This window comes from Streptomyces sp. MK7 (assembly GCF_032658145.1).
Classification (GTDB): domain Bacteria; phylum Actinomycetota; class Actinomycetes; order Streptomycetales; family Streptomycetaceae; genus Streptomyces; species Streptomyces spiralis.
In genome coordinates this window covers 424188-438834 of record NZ_JAVACL010000001.1, presented here as the reverse complement: position 1 = coordinate 438834, position 14647 = coordinate 424188, and the positions used below count along the sequence as shown (strand labels likewise).

The following is a 14647-nucleotide window of genomic DNA, read 5'->3' as shown; positions in this document are numbered from 1 at the left end:
CCCCGGACCAGAACGACCACCGTGACGCTTCGCCGCGCTCAGTCGGCGATCGGCAGGTACACCCGGTTGCCCGCGGCCGCGAACTCCTTCGACTTCTGAGCCATGCCCTCCTCGATCTCACTCCGGCTGGTGCCGTGTTCACGCCGGATGTCCTGCGAGATCTTCATCGAACAGAACTTCGGGCCGCACATCGAGCAGAAGTGGGCCGTCTTGGCGGGTTCCGCCGGGAGGGTCTCGTCGTGGAACTCCCGTGCCGTGTCCGGGTCGAGGGCGAGGTTGAACTGGTCCTCCCACCGGAACTCGAAGCGGGCGTCGGACAGGGCGTCGTCCCACTCCTGCGCACCGGGGTGCCCCTTGGCGAGGTCGGCGGCGTGGGCGGCGATCTTGTAGGTGATGACGCCGGTCTTGACGTCGTCACGGTTGGGCAGGCCCAAGTGCTCCTTGGGCGTGACGTAGCAGAGCATGGCCGTGCCCCACCAGGCGATCATCGCCGCACCGATGCCGGAGGTGATGTGGTCGTACGCCGGAGCGACGTCCGTCGTCAGCGGGCCGAGCGTATAGAACGGAGCTTCATCGCAGATCTCCTGCTGAAGGTCGATGTTCTCCTTGATCTTGTGCATCGGGACGTGTCCCGGGCCCTCGATCATGGTCTGTACGTTGAAACGCCTGGCGATGCGGTTGAGTTCCCCGAGCGTGCGCAACTCCGCGAACTGCGCCTCGTCGTTGGCGTCCGCGATGGAGCCCGGCCTGAGGCCGTCGCCCAGGGAGTACGTGACGTCGTAGGCGGCGAGGATCTCGCAGAGCTCCTCGAAGTTCTCGTAGAGGAACGACTCCTTGTGGTGCGCGAGACACCAGGCCGCCATGATCGAGCCGCCGCGCGAGACGATGCCGGTCTTGCGGTTCGCGGTCAGCGGCACATACGCCAGGCGCACGCCGGCGTGGACCGTCATGTAGTCCACGCCCTGCTCGGCCTGCTCGATGACCGTGTCCTTGTAGATCTCCCAGGTCAGCTCCTCGGCCTTGCCGTCGACCTTCTCCAGGGCCTGGTAGAGCGGCACTGTGCCGATGGGGACGGGGGAGTTGCGCAGCACCCACTCACGGGTGGTGTGGATGTTGCGGCCGGTGGAGAGGTCCATGACCGTGTCGGCGCCCCAGCGGGTCGCCCAGGTCATCTTCTCGACCTCCTCCTCGATGGATGAGGTGACCGCGGAGTTGCCGATGTTGGCGTTGACCTTCACCAGGAACCGCTTGCCGATGATCATCGGCTCGATCTCCGGGTGGTTGACGTTGGCCGGCAGCACCGCGCGGCCCGCCGCGATCTCCTCGCGGACGACCTCGGGAGAAACGTTCTCCCGGAGTGCCACGAACTCCATCTCCGGCGTGATCTCCCCGCGGCGCGCGTACGCGAGCTGCGTCACCGCCTGGCCGGCACGCCCCCGCCGCGGCTGGCGCGGCCGGCCCGGGAACACCGCGTCGAGGTTGCGCAGGCCTCCACGCGGCGAGGTGTGCTTGATCCCGTCGTCCTCGGGGCGTACGGGACGGCCCGCGTACTCCTCGGTGTCGCCGCGGGTGATGACCCAGTTCCCCCTCAGCGGTGACAGGCCCCTGCGGACATCGGTGTCGACGAGCGGATCGGTGTATGGGCCCGAGGTGTCGTACAGCGTGACCGACTGCCCGTTGGTGAGGTGCACCTGACGGACCGGCACCCGCAGGTCGGGGCGTGAACCCTCGACATACGCCTTGTGCCAGCCGATGGACTTCCCGGCCTCCTGGGACTTCTCGTCCTGAGCGGAGGCAGGCGTGCGTACGTCCTTGTTGGTCATGAGACCTACTCCCTACGCCGGCATTACCCGGTAACAGGTTCGGCGGTCGACGCAGCGGTTCTCGTCTGCCGACGTTTCATGTGAAACATCACTCGTTCCACGTGAAACATCGCAAAGACGAAGGTCAGCGCCCTCTCAGCCCGGTGCTCCGAGCTCCCGCGTGTGCAAAGGTGTCTACACGCTAGCGTCATTTGTGGCGCGGTGAACAGTGGGCCTCTGCCGTTCTTGCGATGATCTGGTGGTGACCACGACACAGCAGTCCCCCCATGGGCCCCCTCCCGGGAGCGGCGGCGGGCACGGGCACGCGCACAGCCACAGCCATGGACCGGCCGCCCCCGTTTCCCAGCACCTCCGCAAGGTCATCGCGGCCATCCTGATCCCGTTCGCCGCCGCGGTCGTGGTCGGGCTCGTGGTGCTCTGGCCCGGCGGCGCGCCGTCGCACCAGCGCACCGGTGTGGGCTTCGACCGGCAGACACGGCAGGCCACGGTCACCGAAGTGGTGGCGGTGAGCTGCAAGTCGGTGAACGCCTCCGGGGACACGCCGACCGGCGACACCTCGACGGCCGAGGGATCCTCCGCGCAAGCCCAGGCGACCGGTACCTGCAAGAAGGCCACGGTCCGTGTCGACACCGGCAACGACAAGGGGCGCACCTTCACCGAGATCGTGCAGCCGGACCAGTCACGGCAGCTGCACCAAGGCGAGAAGGTCGTGGTCGCCTACGAACCCTCCGCGCCGAAGGAACTTCAGTACTCGGTCACCGACGTCAACCGGCGCTTCCCGATGGCGCTGCTGGCCGGTGTCTTCGCGCTCGCCGTCGTGGTCGTGGGGCGGATGCGGGGCGTCATGGCGCTGATCGCTCTGGCCGTCAGCTTCCTGGTGCTGAACCTGTTCGTCCTGCCCGCCATCCTGCAGGGTTCGAACCCGCTGCTCGTGGCCGTGGTGGGGGCGAGCGCCATCATGCTGATCGCCCTGTACATGTGTCACGGCCTGTCCGCCCGCACATCGGTGGCGGTGCTCGGCACGCTGATCTCGCTGGTGCTGATCGGCATCCTCGGCTCACTGTTCATCGGCTGGGCCGCGCTCACCGGCAACACCGACGACAACACCGGTCTGATCCATGGCCTGTACCCGTCGATCGACATGAGCGGTCTGCTGCTCGCCGGGGTCATCATCGGCTCGCTCGGCGTCCTCGACGACGTGACCGTGACGCAGACCTCGGCGGTCTGGGAGCTGCACGAGGCCAATCCGGCCATGGGCTGGCGCGGGTTGTACCGCGCGGGCATCCGCATCGGCCGGGACCACATCGCGTCCGTCGTCAACACCCTTGTCCTCGCCTACGCGGGCGCGGCGCTTCCGCTGCTGCTGCTCTTCTCCATCGCGCAGAGCAGCGTGGGGACCGTCGCCAACAGTGAGCTGGTCGCGGAGGAGATCGTCCGCACGCTGGTGGGCTCGATCGGCCTGGTCGCCTCCGTGCCGGTCACCACGGCCCTGGCGGCACTCGTGGTCTCGGCCGACCGTACGAGTACCGGGCCGACGCCGGCGCGCGCGATGCCCGGTGTGCCGGCTCCCGCGCGCGGCGGCAGAGGACGACGCCGCAAGCGGTGATCCCGGGGCACCGGATCTCCCGCCGCTTCATGTGACCGGCGTACGCGGTGAAGCGTTACGCCACCGCACACGGCCCGTTGCCGAAACGCTTCAGCCCGCGCTCTGTTCCTCGGCCAGAATGCGCCCCAGCGCCTCGTCGAGGTGCGCGTCGAAGTCGGCCAGAGCGCCCTCCTGGCCCAGCGGCACCAACTTGTCCGTGCGGTCCAGGAACGCCACGAGGGGTGCCGTGGAGGAACGGAACAGCGCCCGGTCGCTGCCGACCTGAAGGCGGATCAGGACCTCGCTCAGCGAGTCCGCGTCCGCGGGCGAGATTCGGACATCGCCGTCCCCGCACGGTGTGCCCACCCCGTCGATCAGCAGCTCCCGCCCGAAGGCCCAGGTCACGGGGGCATCTCCGGGCAAGTGGAACGTCAGCCGCACGGCGTAGGGATCACAGGTCTCATACCGCAGCTCCACCGGGATGCGGAAGGAGAGCTCCTCGGACACGAGAAAGCTCATCATGACCTCTGCCTGTACGGACTCGCGCATCGCTACCCCGTCATCTGCCGTCGACTGGCCGGGAATCATCCCCGTGACACTGGTGGCATCTTGCTGAACGTACACAACAGATCACAAGGAGTAAGTTTTCAGATACTGATAGCGAGTGCGAGGGCGCCGGCACACCGTTCCACCTCGTGCTGCAGTTGCAGCGCCGCGGTCATCAGCCGGTCGTCCTGGTGGGCGGGAAGCGACAGGGCGATCGTCAAAGCCGTCGCGCCCACCGTGATGGGGACGGCCGCGCAGACCGTCCCCAGGGCGTACTCCTGCCGCTCCGTCACCGGCTGCATCCGGCGCATCCGTTCCAGACGCCGCAGGAAGCTGTGATTGTCACGGACCGTGTACGGAGTGACGGACCGCACGGGATAGCGGTCGAGGTGGTCGCGGCGGGCACCGTCGTCCAGCTGGGACAGCAGGCACTGGCCGACGGCGTGCGCATGCCCGGTCTCCCGGAAGCCGGCCCACTCCTCCACCGCCGGGTTGGCCGGGGTGTCGGAGACGCTCATGACCTCGATCTCGCCGTCCCGGTACGTCGCGTAGTACATGGGAGCACCGATCAGATCACGCCATTGTGCGAGCGTCTCGACGATCGTGCTGCGACGTTTCTGCGCGGCTCCGCTGCTGCCGAGTCGCTCGGCCGCCTCGCCCAGGAAGAACAGCCCCCGGTCGCGGTACAGGTAGCCCTCATGGACCAGGGTGCGCAACAGGTGGTAGGCGGTGGGAAGAGCGAGGCCGGTCTCACGGGCCAGCTGTTTCGCCGGGGCGCCGTACTCGTGGCGCGCGACGGTTTCCAGCAGGCGCATCGCGCGCTGCACCGAGCCGATGAGGGTCTGCTGCGGCTGAGCGGCCTGCTGCTCCAGCGCCCTCGCGTAGGACTGCTCCACCGGTGGCGCGGAGCGCGGCTGTGCGGGGAGTCCCGTGGAACGGGACGGCGTCAGGGGGCCGGGACGCGCGTGCGGTCCTGCGGGTGCGGTGTCAACCGTGGCCAAGGGTCACTCCCGTAGCACGAGGGGGCAGCCCGTGCGGGGAAACACGGGTGGGGAAACGCTGCCCGCGGGGGTCCTGCCCCCACGTCGATGCCCGGACCCTATCCGCCCACCACCGCTTGTGGACGGCCTGTCCGGGAAACTTCCCTCCCGCGAGGGAACCGGCGATTCCTGTTACCGATCACCGGTGCCCCTGCGTACTCACCAGTCGCCGCGCGAGGAGGACCCCGCCATGAACTTCCGCACGATGTAGATCAGGCCGCCGACCAGGGCCACGAAGACCAGCAGCTTGAACAGCAGACCGATCACGAAGCCCACCACGCTCGCTATCAGGCCGCCGAAGACGACCAGGGCGATGACCGGCACCGCGATCCACTTCACCCACCACGGCAGACCCGCGAAGATCTCTCGCATTGCCCTCGTCCTTACCTCTCCGCCGGCCCAGTGCCGGTGTCCGTCGGTGCCCCGCACCCCATGGTGCCGGGCACTGTCGATGTCCTGCACCCGATGCTATGGCCGTCAGCGGCTCCGGCGGGGGCTTCGCACCCTTGTCCTCCCCTGACCGTTCCCCTAGGGAACCCTGAGAGGGCGCCTCAGGCTTCCGGCGGAGAGAAGACCACCAGGACCCTGAGATCCTCGCTGATGTGATGGAACTTGTGGGCGACCCCGGCCGGTACGTACACCACACTGCCGCGGGCCACCTCGGTCGTCTCCAGGCCGACCGTGATCGAGGCGCGGCCGCTGACGACGAAGTACACCTCGTCCTGGTGGTGCGGCTTCTGCGGGTCGTGCTCGCCCGCGTTCAGCGCGTACAGACCGACCGACATGTTCCGTTCCCGCAGGAACTGGAGATAGGCGCCCTCGTTGGCGGCCCGCTCGGCCTCCAGTTCGTCCAGCCGGAATACCTTCATCGTCCTCGCCCGTATCCGTGATCGATCTCTTCTGCCACGATCAGACACATGAAGAATTTCGTAGTCAAGACGATCGCCAACGCGGGCGCACTGGCGGTCGCCGTCTGGCTGCTCGACAAGATCACGCTCACCGGTGACAGCACCGCGAAGAAGGCCGGCACGCTGATCGTCGTAGCCCTGGTCTTCGGCCTGGTGAACTTCCTGGTCAAGCCCATCGTGAAGGTGCTGACCTTTCCGCTGTTCATCCTGACGCTCGGCCTGATCACCCTGGTCGTCAACGCGCTGATGCTGCTGCTGACGTCGTGGGTGTGCGGCAAGCTCGAGCTCAGTTTCCATGTCGAGGGCTTCTGGACGGCCGTCGTCGGCGGCCTGATCGTCTCGGTCGTCTCCTGGGCACTGCACATGGTTCTGCCGGACGATGACTGACCAAGGAGGCCGGCCCCCGCGACCGCGCCGCGCTCGGGCTCACCGGCCGACCCGCGCCGCAGGCGCACCACGGGGGTCCGGACGCTGCCCGAGCGTGTCCTGAGATGGTGGAGGCAGCGAGCCCGGGGCTGCCGGCCGCGGTACGAGAGCGTGTGAAGGGACGGGCGGTATGAGCGATTCCGCTGCGGACGGCGCCTACGGTAGGGAAGGAACACGGAAGGAGACCGGTCTTCCCGCCGGCGCCGGCGACGGCACGCGCGCGGTGCGGGCCGGACTCCCCGAGCCGGTCAAACACGAACCGACGCTGCCCGGACCGGTGTTCGCCGCCCACTTCCATCTGCCGGGCGACCCGACGGGCCCGTACACCTACGGCCGTGACGAGAACCCGACCTGGACGCTGCTGGAGCGGGCCATCGGCGAGCTCGAGGCCCCCGGGCACGAGAGCGTCGAGACGCTGGTGTTCGCCTCCGGCATGGCGGCCATCTCCTCGGTGCTCTTCTCCCAGCTGCGCGCGGGCGACGCGGTGGTGCTGCCCAGCGACGGCTACCAGGCACTGCCTCTGGTGCGCGACCAGCTCCAGTCGTACGGCATCGAGGTGCGGACCGCCCCGACCGGGCAGGACGCCCAGTTGGAGGTGCTGGACGGAGCCCGGCTGCTGTGGATCGAGTCCCCTTCGAACCCGGGTCTCGACGTGTGCGACATCCGCCGGCTGGTCGAGGCGGCACATACGCGCGGGGCACTGGTCGCCGTCGACAACACCCTGGCGACACCCCTGGGGCAGCGGCCACTGGAGCTCGGCGCGGACTTCTCGGTGGCCAGCGGCACCAAGCAGCTCACCGGGCACGGCGACATCCTGCTGGGCTACGTCGCCGGCCGCGACGCCGAGGCCATGGCGGCCGTACGCCGCTGGCGCAAGATCGTCGGTGCGATTCCGGGACCGATGGAGGCCTGGCTCGCACATCGTTCGATCGCCACCCTCCAGCTGCGCGTCGACCGGCAGAACGCCACCGCCCTGGCCCTCGCCGAGGCACTGCGCGGGCGCCCCGAGGTGACCGGCCTGCGCTATCCGGGGCTGCCCGACGATCCCTCGCACAAGATCGCCTCACAGCAGATGCGGCGCTATGGGTGCGTGGTGTCCTTCACCCTGCCCTCGCGTGCCCGGGCCGACCGATTCCTCGAGGCCCTGCGGGTCGTGGACGACGCGACGAGCTTCGGCGGGGTGCGCTCCACGGCGGAGCGGCGCGGGCGCTGGGGCGGGGACGCGGTCCCGGAGGGCTTCATCCGGATGTCCGTCGGCGCCGAGGACCCCGCTGACCTGGTGGCGGATGTACTGCGCGCGCTGGACGAAACGGCGCAGTGACCGCCTCTCCCTCGGCCTCGCCATGACAGGCGGTCCGAGCCTCCCCCCTCGTGGCTCGGACCGCCCTCGGTTCCGCGCGCGAAGAACCGCGCGAACAAGGCTAGTTGACTCTGCGTCAGTGTCCAATCACGGTAGCGACAGAGACCTATCGACATATTTATAGTTGTGCGCGGCCGGGGGGGTCGGGAGGGGTAGGCGCCGCAAGGGGAGGGCGAGGCGTGGACCTGGCGTTGCTGCGTACGTTCGTGACCGTGCACCGGGCGGGATCCTTCACCCGTGCGGCAGCGCTGCTCGGCCTCTCCCAGCCGGCGGTCACCTCCCAGATCCGCACGCTGGAGCGGCAGCTGGGCCGCCCCCTGTTTCTGCGCCAGGCCCGCGGGGTGACGCCGACATCCATCGGGGACGAACTCGCCCACAAGGCCGCGCCCCATCTGGACGCCCTGGTGGAGATAGCCGAGTCCGGCCTCGACGACGAGTCCTCCTTCCGCACGCTGCATCTGGCCGGGCCGCCCGAGTTCACCGCGGAACGGGCGCTGCCCGCGCTGACCGAGCTGACCGGCGAGGACGGACAGGGCTTCGCCCTCCGGGCCTCTTTCGGGACCGCCGAAGAGGTCCTGGAAGGGCTGTCCGCCGGGCACCACGATCTCGCCATCAGCACCGCCCGGCCGCGCGGCGCCCTGCTCACGGCGGCTCCGCTGTGCGACGAGGAGCACATCCTGGTCGCCGCCCCGCGCCGGGCCCACGAGATCGGCCCCATGACGCTGCACGGCAAGGACGTGCCCGCTCTGGAGAACGTCCCTCTGGTCGAGGTCCACGAGTCGCTGCCCTTCGTCTCCCGTTACTGGGCGTCTGTCTTCGACTCCCGGCCGACCGTGTCCGGCACTGTGATCGCCCCCGACCTGCGCGCGGTTCTGGCCTGTGCCGTGGCGGGCGCCGGATTGGCGGTGTTACCCCGCTATCTGTGCGCTTCCGCCCTGGAGCAGGGAGACGTGGTGGCCCTCCATGAACCGGCGGTGCCGCCCCTGCGTACGTATTTCCTGGTGGTCCGCACCGGCACACTGGCGATGCCGCACATCGCCCGTGCCCACGAGTGGCTGTTACGGGCGGCCTCGCAGTGGTGCTGAGACCCTCCGCACGCCCCTCACACAGCGAACTCGGTTGCTGACGTTTCGCGATGTTTCACGTGGAACCAACCGGGCCACATTTCTCCCATGACCGTCCGACCCGTGGTCAAGCGCACCGCTCGAGCCGTTCTCCTCGACGGCGACGACCTGATCCTGATCAAGCGCACCAAGCCCGGTGTCGATCCTTACTGGGTCACCCCCGGAGGCGGGGTCGAGCCGGGGGACACCACCGTCGTCGACGCCCTGCACCGAGAGGTGTACGAGGAGCTCGGCGCAAAGATCACCGACGTCGTGCCCTGCTTCGTGGACACCGTGGAACACATCGGCGCGGACGGTGGCGCGACCGGTGTCAAAGTGCAGCACTTCTTCGTCTGCCGTCTGGAGTCGATGGACCCCTCTCTGCGGCACGGTCCCGAGGTGGACGAGCCCGCCGGCGAGTACGAGATCGTGCGGGTGCCGTTCACCCGGGTGGGGATCGCCTCCGTCCACCTCGTCCCGCTGTCCCTGCGGCACTACCTGGACGGCAACATCGAGGGTGTCCGGGCCATGCACGCGCCGGACCTGGGCTGACCGAGCGCCGTACGTTTCACGTGAAACACCCGGCGTCTGTCCGCGTGCCGTAGGGAGCCCCACGGGATGGCCAAAAGCACGTACGTCCGTCTCGAAAGGAGTGGACGGGGACGACACCCGTCGGACAGCCTGACCTGCGTGTCGACTCCTTCCCCTGCCGCTCTGCCCATCCGCCGTCTGACGCTCCGCGATCTCACCGCCTGCGCCGACCTGTCCGAGAACCGGGGGTGGCCGCGCGAGGAGCACAAGTGGGGTTTCCTCCTCAGCTCCGGGAAGGGATACGGCATCGACGACCCCGACGGAGGGCTCGTCGCCGCCTGCGTCGTCACGGAGTACGGACCGCAGGAGCGACCGGAGCTGGGCGCCATCGGCATGGTCCTGGTCGCTGAGCGGCACGCCCGTCAGGGCATCGGCCGCCGCTTGATGCGTCACGTCGTCTCGACGATGGGCACCACCCCGCTGACCCTGCACGCCACGCCGAACGGCCGTCCGCTGTACGAGGAGCTCGGCTTCAAGGTCACTGGCCGGGCCGAGATGGTGCGGGGCCGCTTCACTCCGGACGGTTCGCCGTCCGCCGTCACCACCCGAGCGGCCACCGCCGAGGACCTCACCGGCATCCTCGCTCTGGACGAGAAGGTGTTCGGCGCCGACCGCACCCCTCTGATCATCCGGCTGCCCGCGTTCGCCGACCAGTTGCGGGTCGCCGAGGACGGCGACGGGATCACCGGGTACGCGGCCGCCTGGCCGAACATGGACACCCACGTGGTGGGCCCGCTGATCGCCCGGGACACGGAGACGGCCAAGGCGCTGATCGCCTCCCTCGCCGCGCACACCGACCGCCCTCTGCGCACCGACATCGATGTGCGTCACGAGGAACTGCTGACCTGGGTGAAGCAGCGCGGCCTGGCGTCGATCGCCTTCAACTCGGTCATGACATACGGCATCGCGGAGCTCCCCGGCGACTGGACTCGCCGGTTCGCTCCGCTGACCGTGGCGGCGGGGTGAGCGTCAGGCCAGCGCCTTCACCGCGGTGACGGCGAAGGCGTGGTCTTGCTCCGGCGCGCCGCCGCCGACGCCGATCGCTCCGATCAGGCGGCCGTCGCGCCGCACGGGTACCCCACCCGCGATGAACAGCAGCGGCCGGTCGAGCGCGGTGGGCAGGGTGTGGAAGAGACCACCCGGCTGCACGGCGTCGACGATGTCGGCGGTCGGGGTGTCCAGCTGGAGGGCCGTGTAGGCCTTGCGTGTGCTGGTCTCTCCGGAGATGAGGACGGCCCGGTCATCGCGCCGGAAGGCGAGCAGGTGGCCCCCTGCGTCCAGCACGGTGACGCTGACGGTGACACCGGCTGCCTCGGCCGCGCTGCGGGCGGCGGCGACGAGGGTCTCCGCGTCCTGGATGGTCAGCGGGGCGACGGTGGTGGTGCTCATCGGAGATTCTCCTTGTCGGTGGTGCTCATGAAGGTGAGGCGAGGATGAGCCGGACGGTGCGGGGACGGCCCTGGCCCCGCGACGCCCGGCCAGGGATCACTGACGGACGGCGGTCGGCTGATCGACGGGGGTGGAACCGAGGACGACGGTGCTCGGCGTACTGCCCCGGCGTTCCAGGGCCGCCGAGAGGACGGCGAGGACCAGAGCGCCTGCCGCGAGAGCCGCGCCGACCCAGTTGGGGGCGGTGTAGCCGAAGCCGGCCGCGATCACCAGCCCGCCGAGCCACGCGGACAGCGCGTTGCCCAGGTTGAAGGCGCCGATGTTGACGGCCGAGGCCAGCGTCGGTGCACCGTGCGCCTGGTCCAGGACGCGCTTCTGCAGCGGCGGTACGGTCGCGAAGCCCAGGGCACCGATCAGGACGATGGTCACGGCAGCCGCGATCTTGTGGTGGGCCGTGAGCGTGAAGAGGGCCAGAACCACGGCCAGGGCGCCGAGGGATACGTACAGAAGGGGCATCAGAGCCCGGTCGGCGAACCTGCCGCCGACGAGGTTCCCGCCGACCATGCCGAGACCGAAGAGGACCAGCAGCCAGGTGACGGAGCCGTCGGAGAAGCCGGCGACATGGGTCATCATCGGCGCGATGTAGGTGATGGCCGCGAAGACACCGCCGAAGCCGAGGACGGTCATCGCCATGGCCAGCAGCACCTGCGTGTTCTTGAAGGCGGCCAGTTCGTGGCGCAGCCGCACTGTCTCGCTCCTGGGCACCTCGGGGACGAGCCTGGCGATGCCGGCCAGGCCGACGACACCGAGTCCGGCGACGATGCCGAAGGTGATGCGCCATCCGGCGGCCTGTCCGATCAGGGTGCCGAGCGGAACACCCACGACATTGGCGACGGTCAGACCGGTGAACATCATCGCGATGGCACCGGCCCGCTTGTCCGGCGCGACCAGGTCCGCCGCGACGACGGAACCGATGCCGAAGAAGGCGCCGTGTGCCAGTGAGGCGACCACCCGGCCGATCAGCATGACCGAGAAGGCGGGAGCCAGCGCGGAGAGCAGATTCCCGGCGATGAACAGTCCCATCAGAAGCATCAGCATCCGCTTGCGAGGGATCTTGGTGCCGAGCACGGTCATCAACGGGGCGCCGAACATGACGCCCAGCGCATAGCCGGTCACGAGCAGACCGGCGGTCGGGATCGAGACGGCGAAGTCGCCCGCGATCTCGGGTAGCAGGCCCATGATCACGAACTCGGTCGTTCCGATCCCGAAGGCCCCGATCGCGAGGGCCAGAAGCGCGAGAGGCATGAGGGGACACCTTCCCAGACGATTGCAGGTGCGCTTTGCATGCTTCAACAATAATTGCATACGCGGGCTAATGGCAAACGAGGGCTATTGCGATGCTGCTCTATCCTGGGAGTCAACCGCTCGGGATGGAGGAGACGCCCATGACAGCGACGGACCCAGCGCTCACCGCTCTCGCCCAGGGCTGGTGCGCTCTCTCGCTGCTCCACGGGAGGATCGAGGCGCACATCGAGCGCGCTCTGCAGTCGGGGCACGGCCTGAGCGTGCGCGAGTACTCCCTGCTCGACGTGCTCAGCCGCCAGCACGACGGCGAGGGCGGCCATCTGCAGATGAAGCAGGTGGCCGACGCGGTCGTCCTCAGCCAGAGCGCCACCACCCGGCTCGTCACCCGGCTCGAGGACCGTGGGCTGCTCGAGCGGTACCTGTGCCCCACCGACCGCCGCGGCATCTACACCAACGTCACCAAGGCCGGGCTCAAGCTCCTGGGGGAGGCCCGGCCGACCAACGACGCCGCCCTGCGCGAGGCGCTCGACGAGGCCGCGCAGAACCCGGAGCTGGCACCGCTGGTCCGGGTTGTCGAGTCCCTGAAGGCCCCAGCTGCCGCATAGGGTGCGGTCATGGGAGATCTCGAGATACGGGAGGCCGTCACCGGCGACGTCCCGGCCATCGTCGCCATGCTCGCGGACGACCCGCTGGGTGCCCAGCGGGAGTCCCCCGACGACCTCGCCCCGTACCTGGCCGCACTGGAACGGCTCAGCGCGGACCCGAACCAGCACCTGGTCGTCGCCGTCCGCGAGGGCAGCGTCGTCGGCACACTCCAGCTGACGGTCATCCCCGGCCTGTCGCGGCGGGGGGCGACACGCTCGATCATCGAGGCCGTGCGCATCCATGCCGACGAGCGGGGAAGCGGGCTGGGCACCCAGCTGATCGAGTGGGCGATCGCGGAGTCCCGGCGCCAGGGCTGTCAATTGGTGCAGCTGACGTCCGACAGGACACGTACCGACGCGCACCGCTTCTACGAGCGGCTCGGCTTCGTGGCCTCACACATCGGCTTCAAGCTTCCGCTATGACGACAGCTCCCGTCACAAAGGCGCTGAAGGGGCCTGTTTCACGTGAAACAGGCCCCTTCAGCGAGAGGCGGACTACTCGATGCCGCGCCATCCCGCCGGGTCGACTCCACCGGGAACCGACGCGTTCTCGTCGTAGGGCTGGCGCGTGAACACGAAGGACCCGAGGTCCAGATGGTCCACTGAGCCATCGGCCCGCGGTACGGGCCGCAGCAGCTCTCCGGCGTAGTACCCCTCCAGCCCGGTCCAGGTGCCGTCACCGTTCGCCCGGAACCGCGAACGCCGGCCGGTGCCGGACAGCGGCTCCAGGGAGAGGAGCCCGTCGGCCGTCAGCCGCAGGCCGAAGCCGTACGTCCCCCAGTACCACTGCCCCGCCAGCTCCAGCACGGACGGCTCCGCCTCCGGCAGCGGCCGCCAGGGCTCCGGAATCCGCGGTTCGGCGTCGGCGACGATGCGGACCAGGTCGGCACCCACGGTGGCCAGCGGCACGCCTGAGGTGCAGTTGGCCAGCACGACGACGGCCACGTCGTCCTCGATGGCGACGGTCAGGAAGGCAAGAAAGCCCGGCAGCGACCCCGAGTGCCCCACCAGCAGCCGCTCGCCGGACCTCCGCAGTTCCAGCCCCAGCCCGTAGGCGTACCCCGTCACCACGTCCACGTCCTCGGGCGGGGCCGACGGCTGCCGCATCTCGCGCAGCGACTCGGCGCTCAGCACCCGGTCGTCCCCCTGGGCGAGGAAGACGGCGAACCGGGCCAGGTCACCCGTGGTGGACCAGAGTTGTCCGGCCGGGGCCATCCGCCCGAGGTCCTCGGCGGGCTCGGGCAGCATCACGTCGGCCCACGGGTGCACTGCCCAGCCACCGGCATGGGGCGCCTGCGGTCGAGTGCTTGTCCGATGCAGCCCCAGGGGCTCGAGTACCTCCCGCCGAAGGACGTCCTCCCACGCGGCGCCGCGCAGCTTCTCGACGAGTGCGCCCAGGACGGTGTAGCCGGGATTGGAGTAGTGGAACCGTCGTCCGACCGGGTGCCGCAGCGGCTTCTCGCCGAGCACATCGGAGAGTTCGGGGCGAAGTGTTCCAGGGGTCCTCTCCCACCAGGGTGCGGGCGACTCGGCAGCCAGGCCGCCGGTGTGCGCCAGCAGATCCCCGACCGTCGCCTCCCCCGCACCGGTTCCCGGCAGATGCTTCTCCAGCGGGTCCACGAGATCGAGGAGGCCCTCGTCGCGCAGGCGCAGCACGAGCACGGCGGTGAAGGTCTTGGTGATCGAGCCGATGCGGTACTGCGTGTTCTCGTCCGGCGCATGGCCGTCCACCGACGTCCGCGCGCCATGCCAGACCGTCCGCCCGCCACGGGCGACCGCAGCGACGAGCGACGGTGCCCGCCCCTCGGCCTGGGCGACCGCGATCCGGTGCAGCAGGGCCCGGCGGGTACTCGGAAGCAGCTCGTCCTGAGGTGTCGTCATGCCCTCAGTCCATCCGGTACACCCGTGCACGTCGAGCGGATTTCAC

Annotated in this window: 16 protein-coding genes and 1 riboswitch; of the genes, 8 read left to right on the top strand and 8 right to left on the bottom strand. The window is 69.4% G+C overall.

Translation table 11 applies throughout. The annotated features are described in order from the left end of the window. Positions 1-38: 38 nt before the first annotated feature. The gene (thiC, locus tag R2S09_RS01985; protein WP_316739410.1) at positions 39-1823 is read right to left on the bottom strand and encodes a phosphomethylpyrimidine synthase ThiC; all 1785 of its coding nucleotides are present in this window, start codon (positions 1821-1823) and stop codon (positions 39-41) included. Beyond that, positions 1816-1993, bottom strand: a riboswitch (TPP riboswitch). Its footprint overlaps the gene before it by 8 nt. A 71-nt stretch (positions 1994-2064) precedes the next feature. Between thiC and R2S09_RS01980 the strand changes: the two genes are divergently transcribed. Beyond that, on the top strand, positions 2065-3429 hold the full coding sequence (locus tag R2S09_RS01980) for a YibE/F family protein (protein ID WP_316739409.1): 1365 nt from the start codon (positions 2065-2067) through the stop codon (positions 3427-3429). 90 nt (positions 3430-3519) lie between these two features. Here R2S09_RS01980 and R2S09_RS01975 read toward each other — a convergent pair whose 3' ends face one another. The 4 genes from R2S09_RS01975 to R2S09_RS01960 all read right to left on the bottom strand — a co-directional run bounded on the left by R2S09_RS01975 (position 3520) and on the right by R2S09_RS01960 (position 5863). Next, on the bottom strand, positions 3520-3957 hold the full coding sequence (locus R2S09_RS01975) for an SsgA family sporulation/cell division regulator (RefSeq protein WP_030168615.1): 438 nt from the start codon (positions 3955-3957) through the stop codon (positions 3520-3522). Positions 3958-4055: 98 nt separating this feature from the next. Continuing rightward, entirely contained in the window at positions 4056-4955 is a 900-nt protein-coding gene (locus R2S09_RS01970; RefSeq protein ID WP_399143909.1) for an IclR family transcriptional regulator, read from the bottom strand. A gap of 198 nt (positions 4956-5153) precedes the next feature. Continuing rightward, the gene (locus R2S09_RS01965; protein ID WP_086729530.1) at positions 5154-5366 is read right to left on the bottom strand and encodes a DUF5326 family protein; all 213 of its coding nucleotides are present in this window, start codon (positions 5364-5366) and stop codon (positions 5154-5156) included. A 179-nt stretch (positions 5367-5545) separates the two neighbouring features. Continuing rightward, on the bottom strand, positions 5546-5863 hold the full coding sequence (locus tag R2S09_RS01960) for a cupin domain-containing protein (protein ID WP_316739404.1): 318 nt from the start codon (positions 5861-5863) through the stop codon (positions 5546-5548). Between the two features lie 48 nt (positions 5864-5911). Here R2S09_RS01960 and R2S09_RS01955 point away from each other — a divergent pair, with 48 nt between their 5' ends. The 5 genes from R2S09_RS01955 (at position 5912) to R2S09_RS01930 (ending at position 10348) form a co-directional block, all read left to right on the top strand. Next, positions 5912-6289, top strand: a complete 378-nt coding sequence (locus tag R2S09_RS01955) for a phage holin family protein (RefSeq protein WP_306184516.1) — start codon at positions 5912-5914, stop codon at positions 6287-6289. 169 nt (positions 6290-6458) lie between these two features. Beyond that, positions 6459-7649, top strand: coding sequence for a cystathionine gamma-lyase (locus tag R2S09_RS01945; protein WP_316739401.1), 1191 nt, complete (start codon positions 6459-6461; stop codon positions 7647-7649). A gap of 218 nt (positions 7650-7867) precedes the next feature. Beyond that, a complete protein-coding gene (locus R2S09_RS01940; RefSeq protein WP_316739400.1) occupies positions 7868-8773 on the top strand; it encodes a LysR family transcriptional regulator in 906 nt (301 codons plus the stop codon). Positions 8774-8860: 87 nt separating this feature from the next. After that, the gene (locus tag R2S09_RS01935; RefSeq protein ID WP_306184521.1) at positions 8861-9343 is read left to right on the top strand and encodes an NUDIX domain-containing protein; all 483 of its coding nucleotides are present in this window, start codon (positions 8861-8863) and stop codon (positions 9341-9343) included. A 138-nt stretch (positions 9344-9481) separates the two neighbouring features. Then, positions 9482-10348 carry a GNAT family N-acetyltransferase gene (locus R2S09_RS01930; RefSeq protein ID WP_306184523.1) on the top strand — a complete coding sequence of 289 codons (867 nt, stop codon included), beginning with the start codon at positions 9482-9484 and terminating at the stop codon, positions 10346-10348. 3 nt (positions 10349-10351) lie between these two features. Here the strand turns inward: R2S09_RS01930 and R2S09_RS01925 are convergent, their stop codons facing one another. Next, positions 10352-10771 (bottom strand): heme-binding protein, encoded by a 420-nt coding sequence (locus tag R2S09_RS01925; protein WP_306184525.1) that lies wholly within the window; start codon positions 10769-10771, stop codon positions 10352-10354. 96 nt (positions 10772-10867) lie between these two features. Beyond that, on the bottom strand, positions 10868-12076 hold the full coding sequence (locus R2S09_RS01920) for an MFS transporter (protein WP_306184527.1): 1209 nt from the start codon (positions 12074-12076) through the stop codon (positions 10868-10870). Positions 12077-12216: 140 nt separating this feature from the next. Between R2S09_RS01920 and R2S09_RS01915 the strand changes: the two genes are divergently transcribed. Both R2S09_RS01915 and R2S09_RS01910 read left to right on the top strand, forming a co-directional pair. Continuing rightward, positions 12217-12681 carry a MarR family winged helix-turn-helix transcriptional regulator gene (locus tag R2S09_RS01915; RefSeq protein WP_306184529.1) on the top strand — a complete coding sequence of 155 codons (465 nt, stop codon included), beginning with the start codon at positions 12217-12219 and terminating at the stop codon, positions 12679-12681. 9 nt (positions 12682-12690) lie between these two features. Next, positions 12691-13143 carry a GNAT family N-acetyltransferase gene (locus tag R2S09_RS01910; RefSeq protein WP_316739393.1) on the top strand — a complete coding sequence of 151 codons (453 nt, stop codon included), beginning with the start codon at positions 12691-12693 and terminating at the stop codon, positions 13141-13143. Between the two features lie 72 nt (positions 13144-13215). Here R2S09_RS01910 and R2S09_RS01905 read toward each other — a convergent pair whose 3' ends face one another. Further along, complete coding sequence (locus R2S09_RS01905) at positions 13216-14601, bottom strand: serine hydrolase domain-containing protein (protein WP_316739391.1); 1386 nt, start codon at positions 14599-14601, stop codon at positions 13216-13218. Positions 14602-14647: the final 46 nt, after the last annotated feature.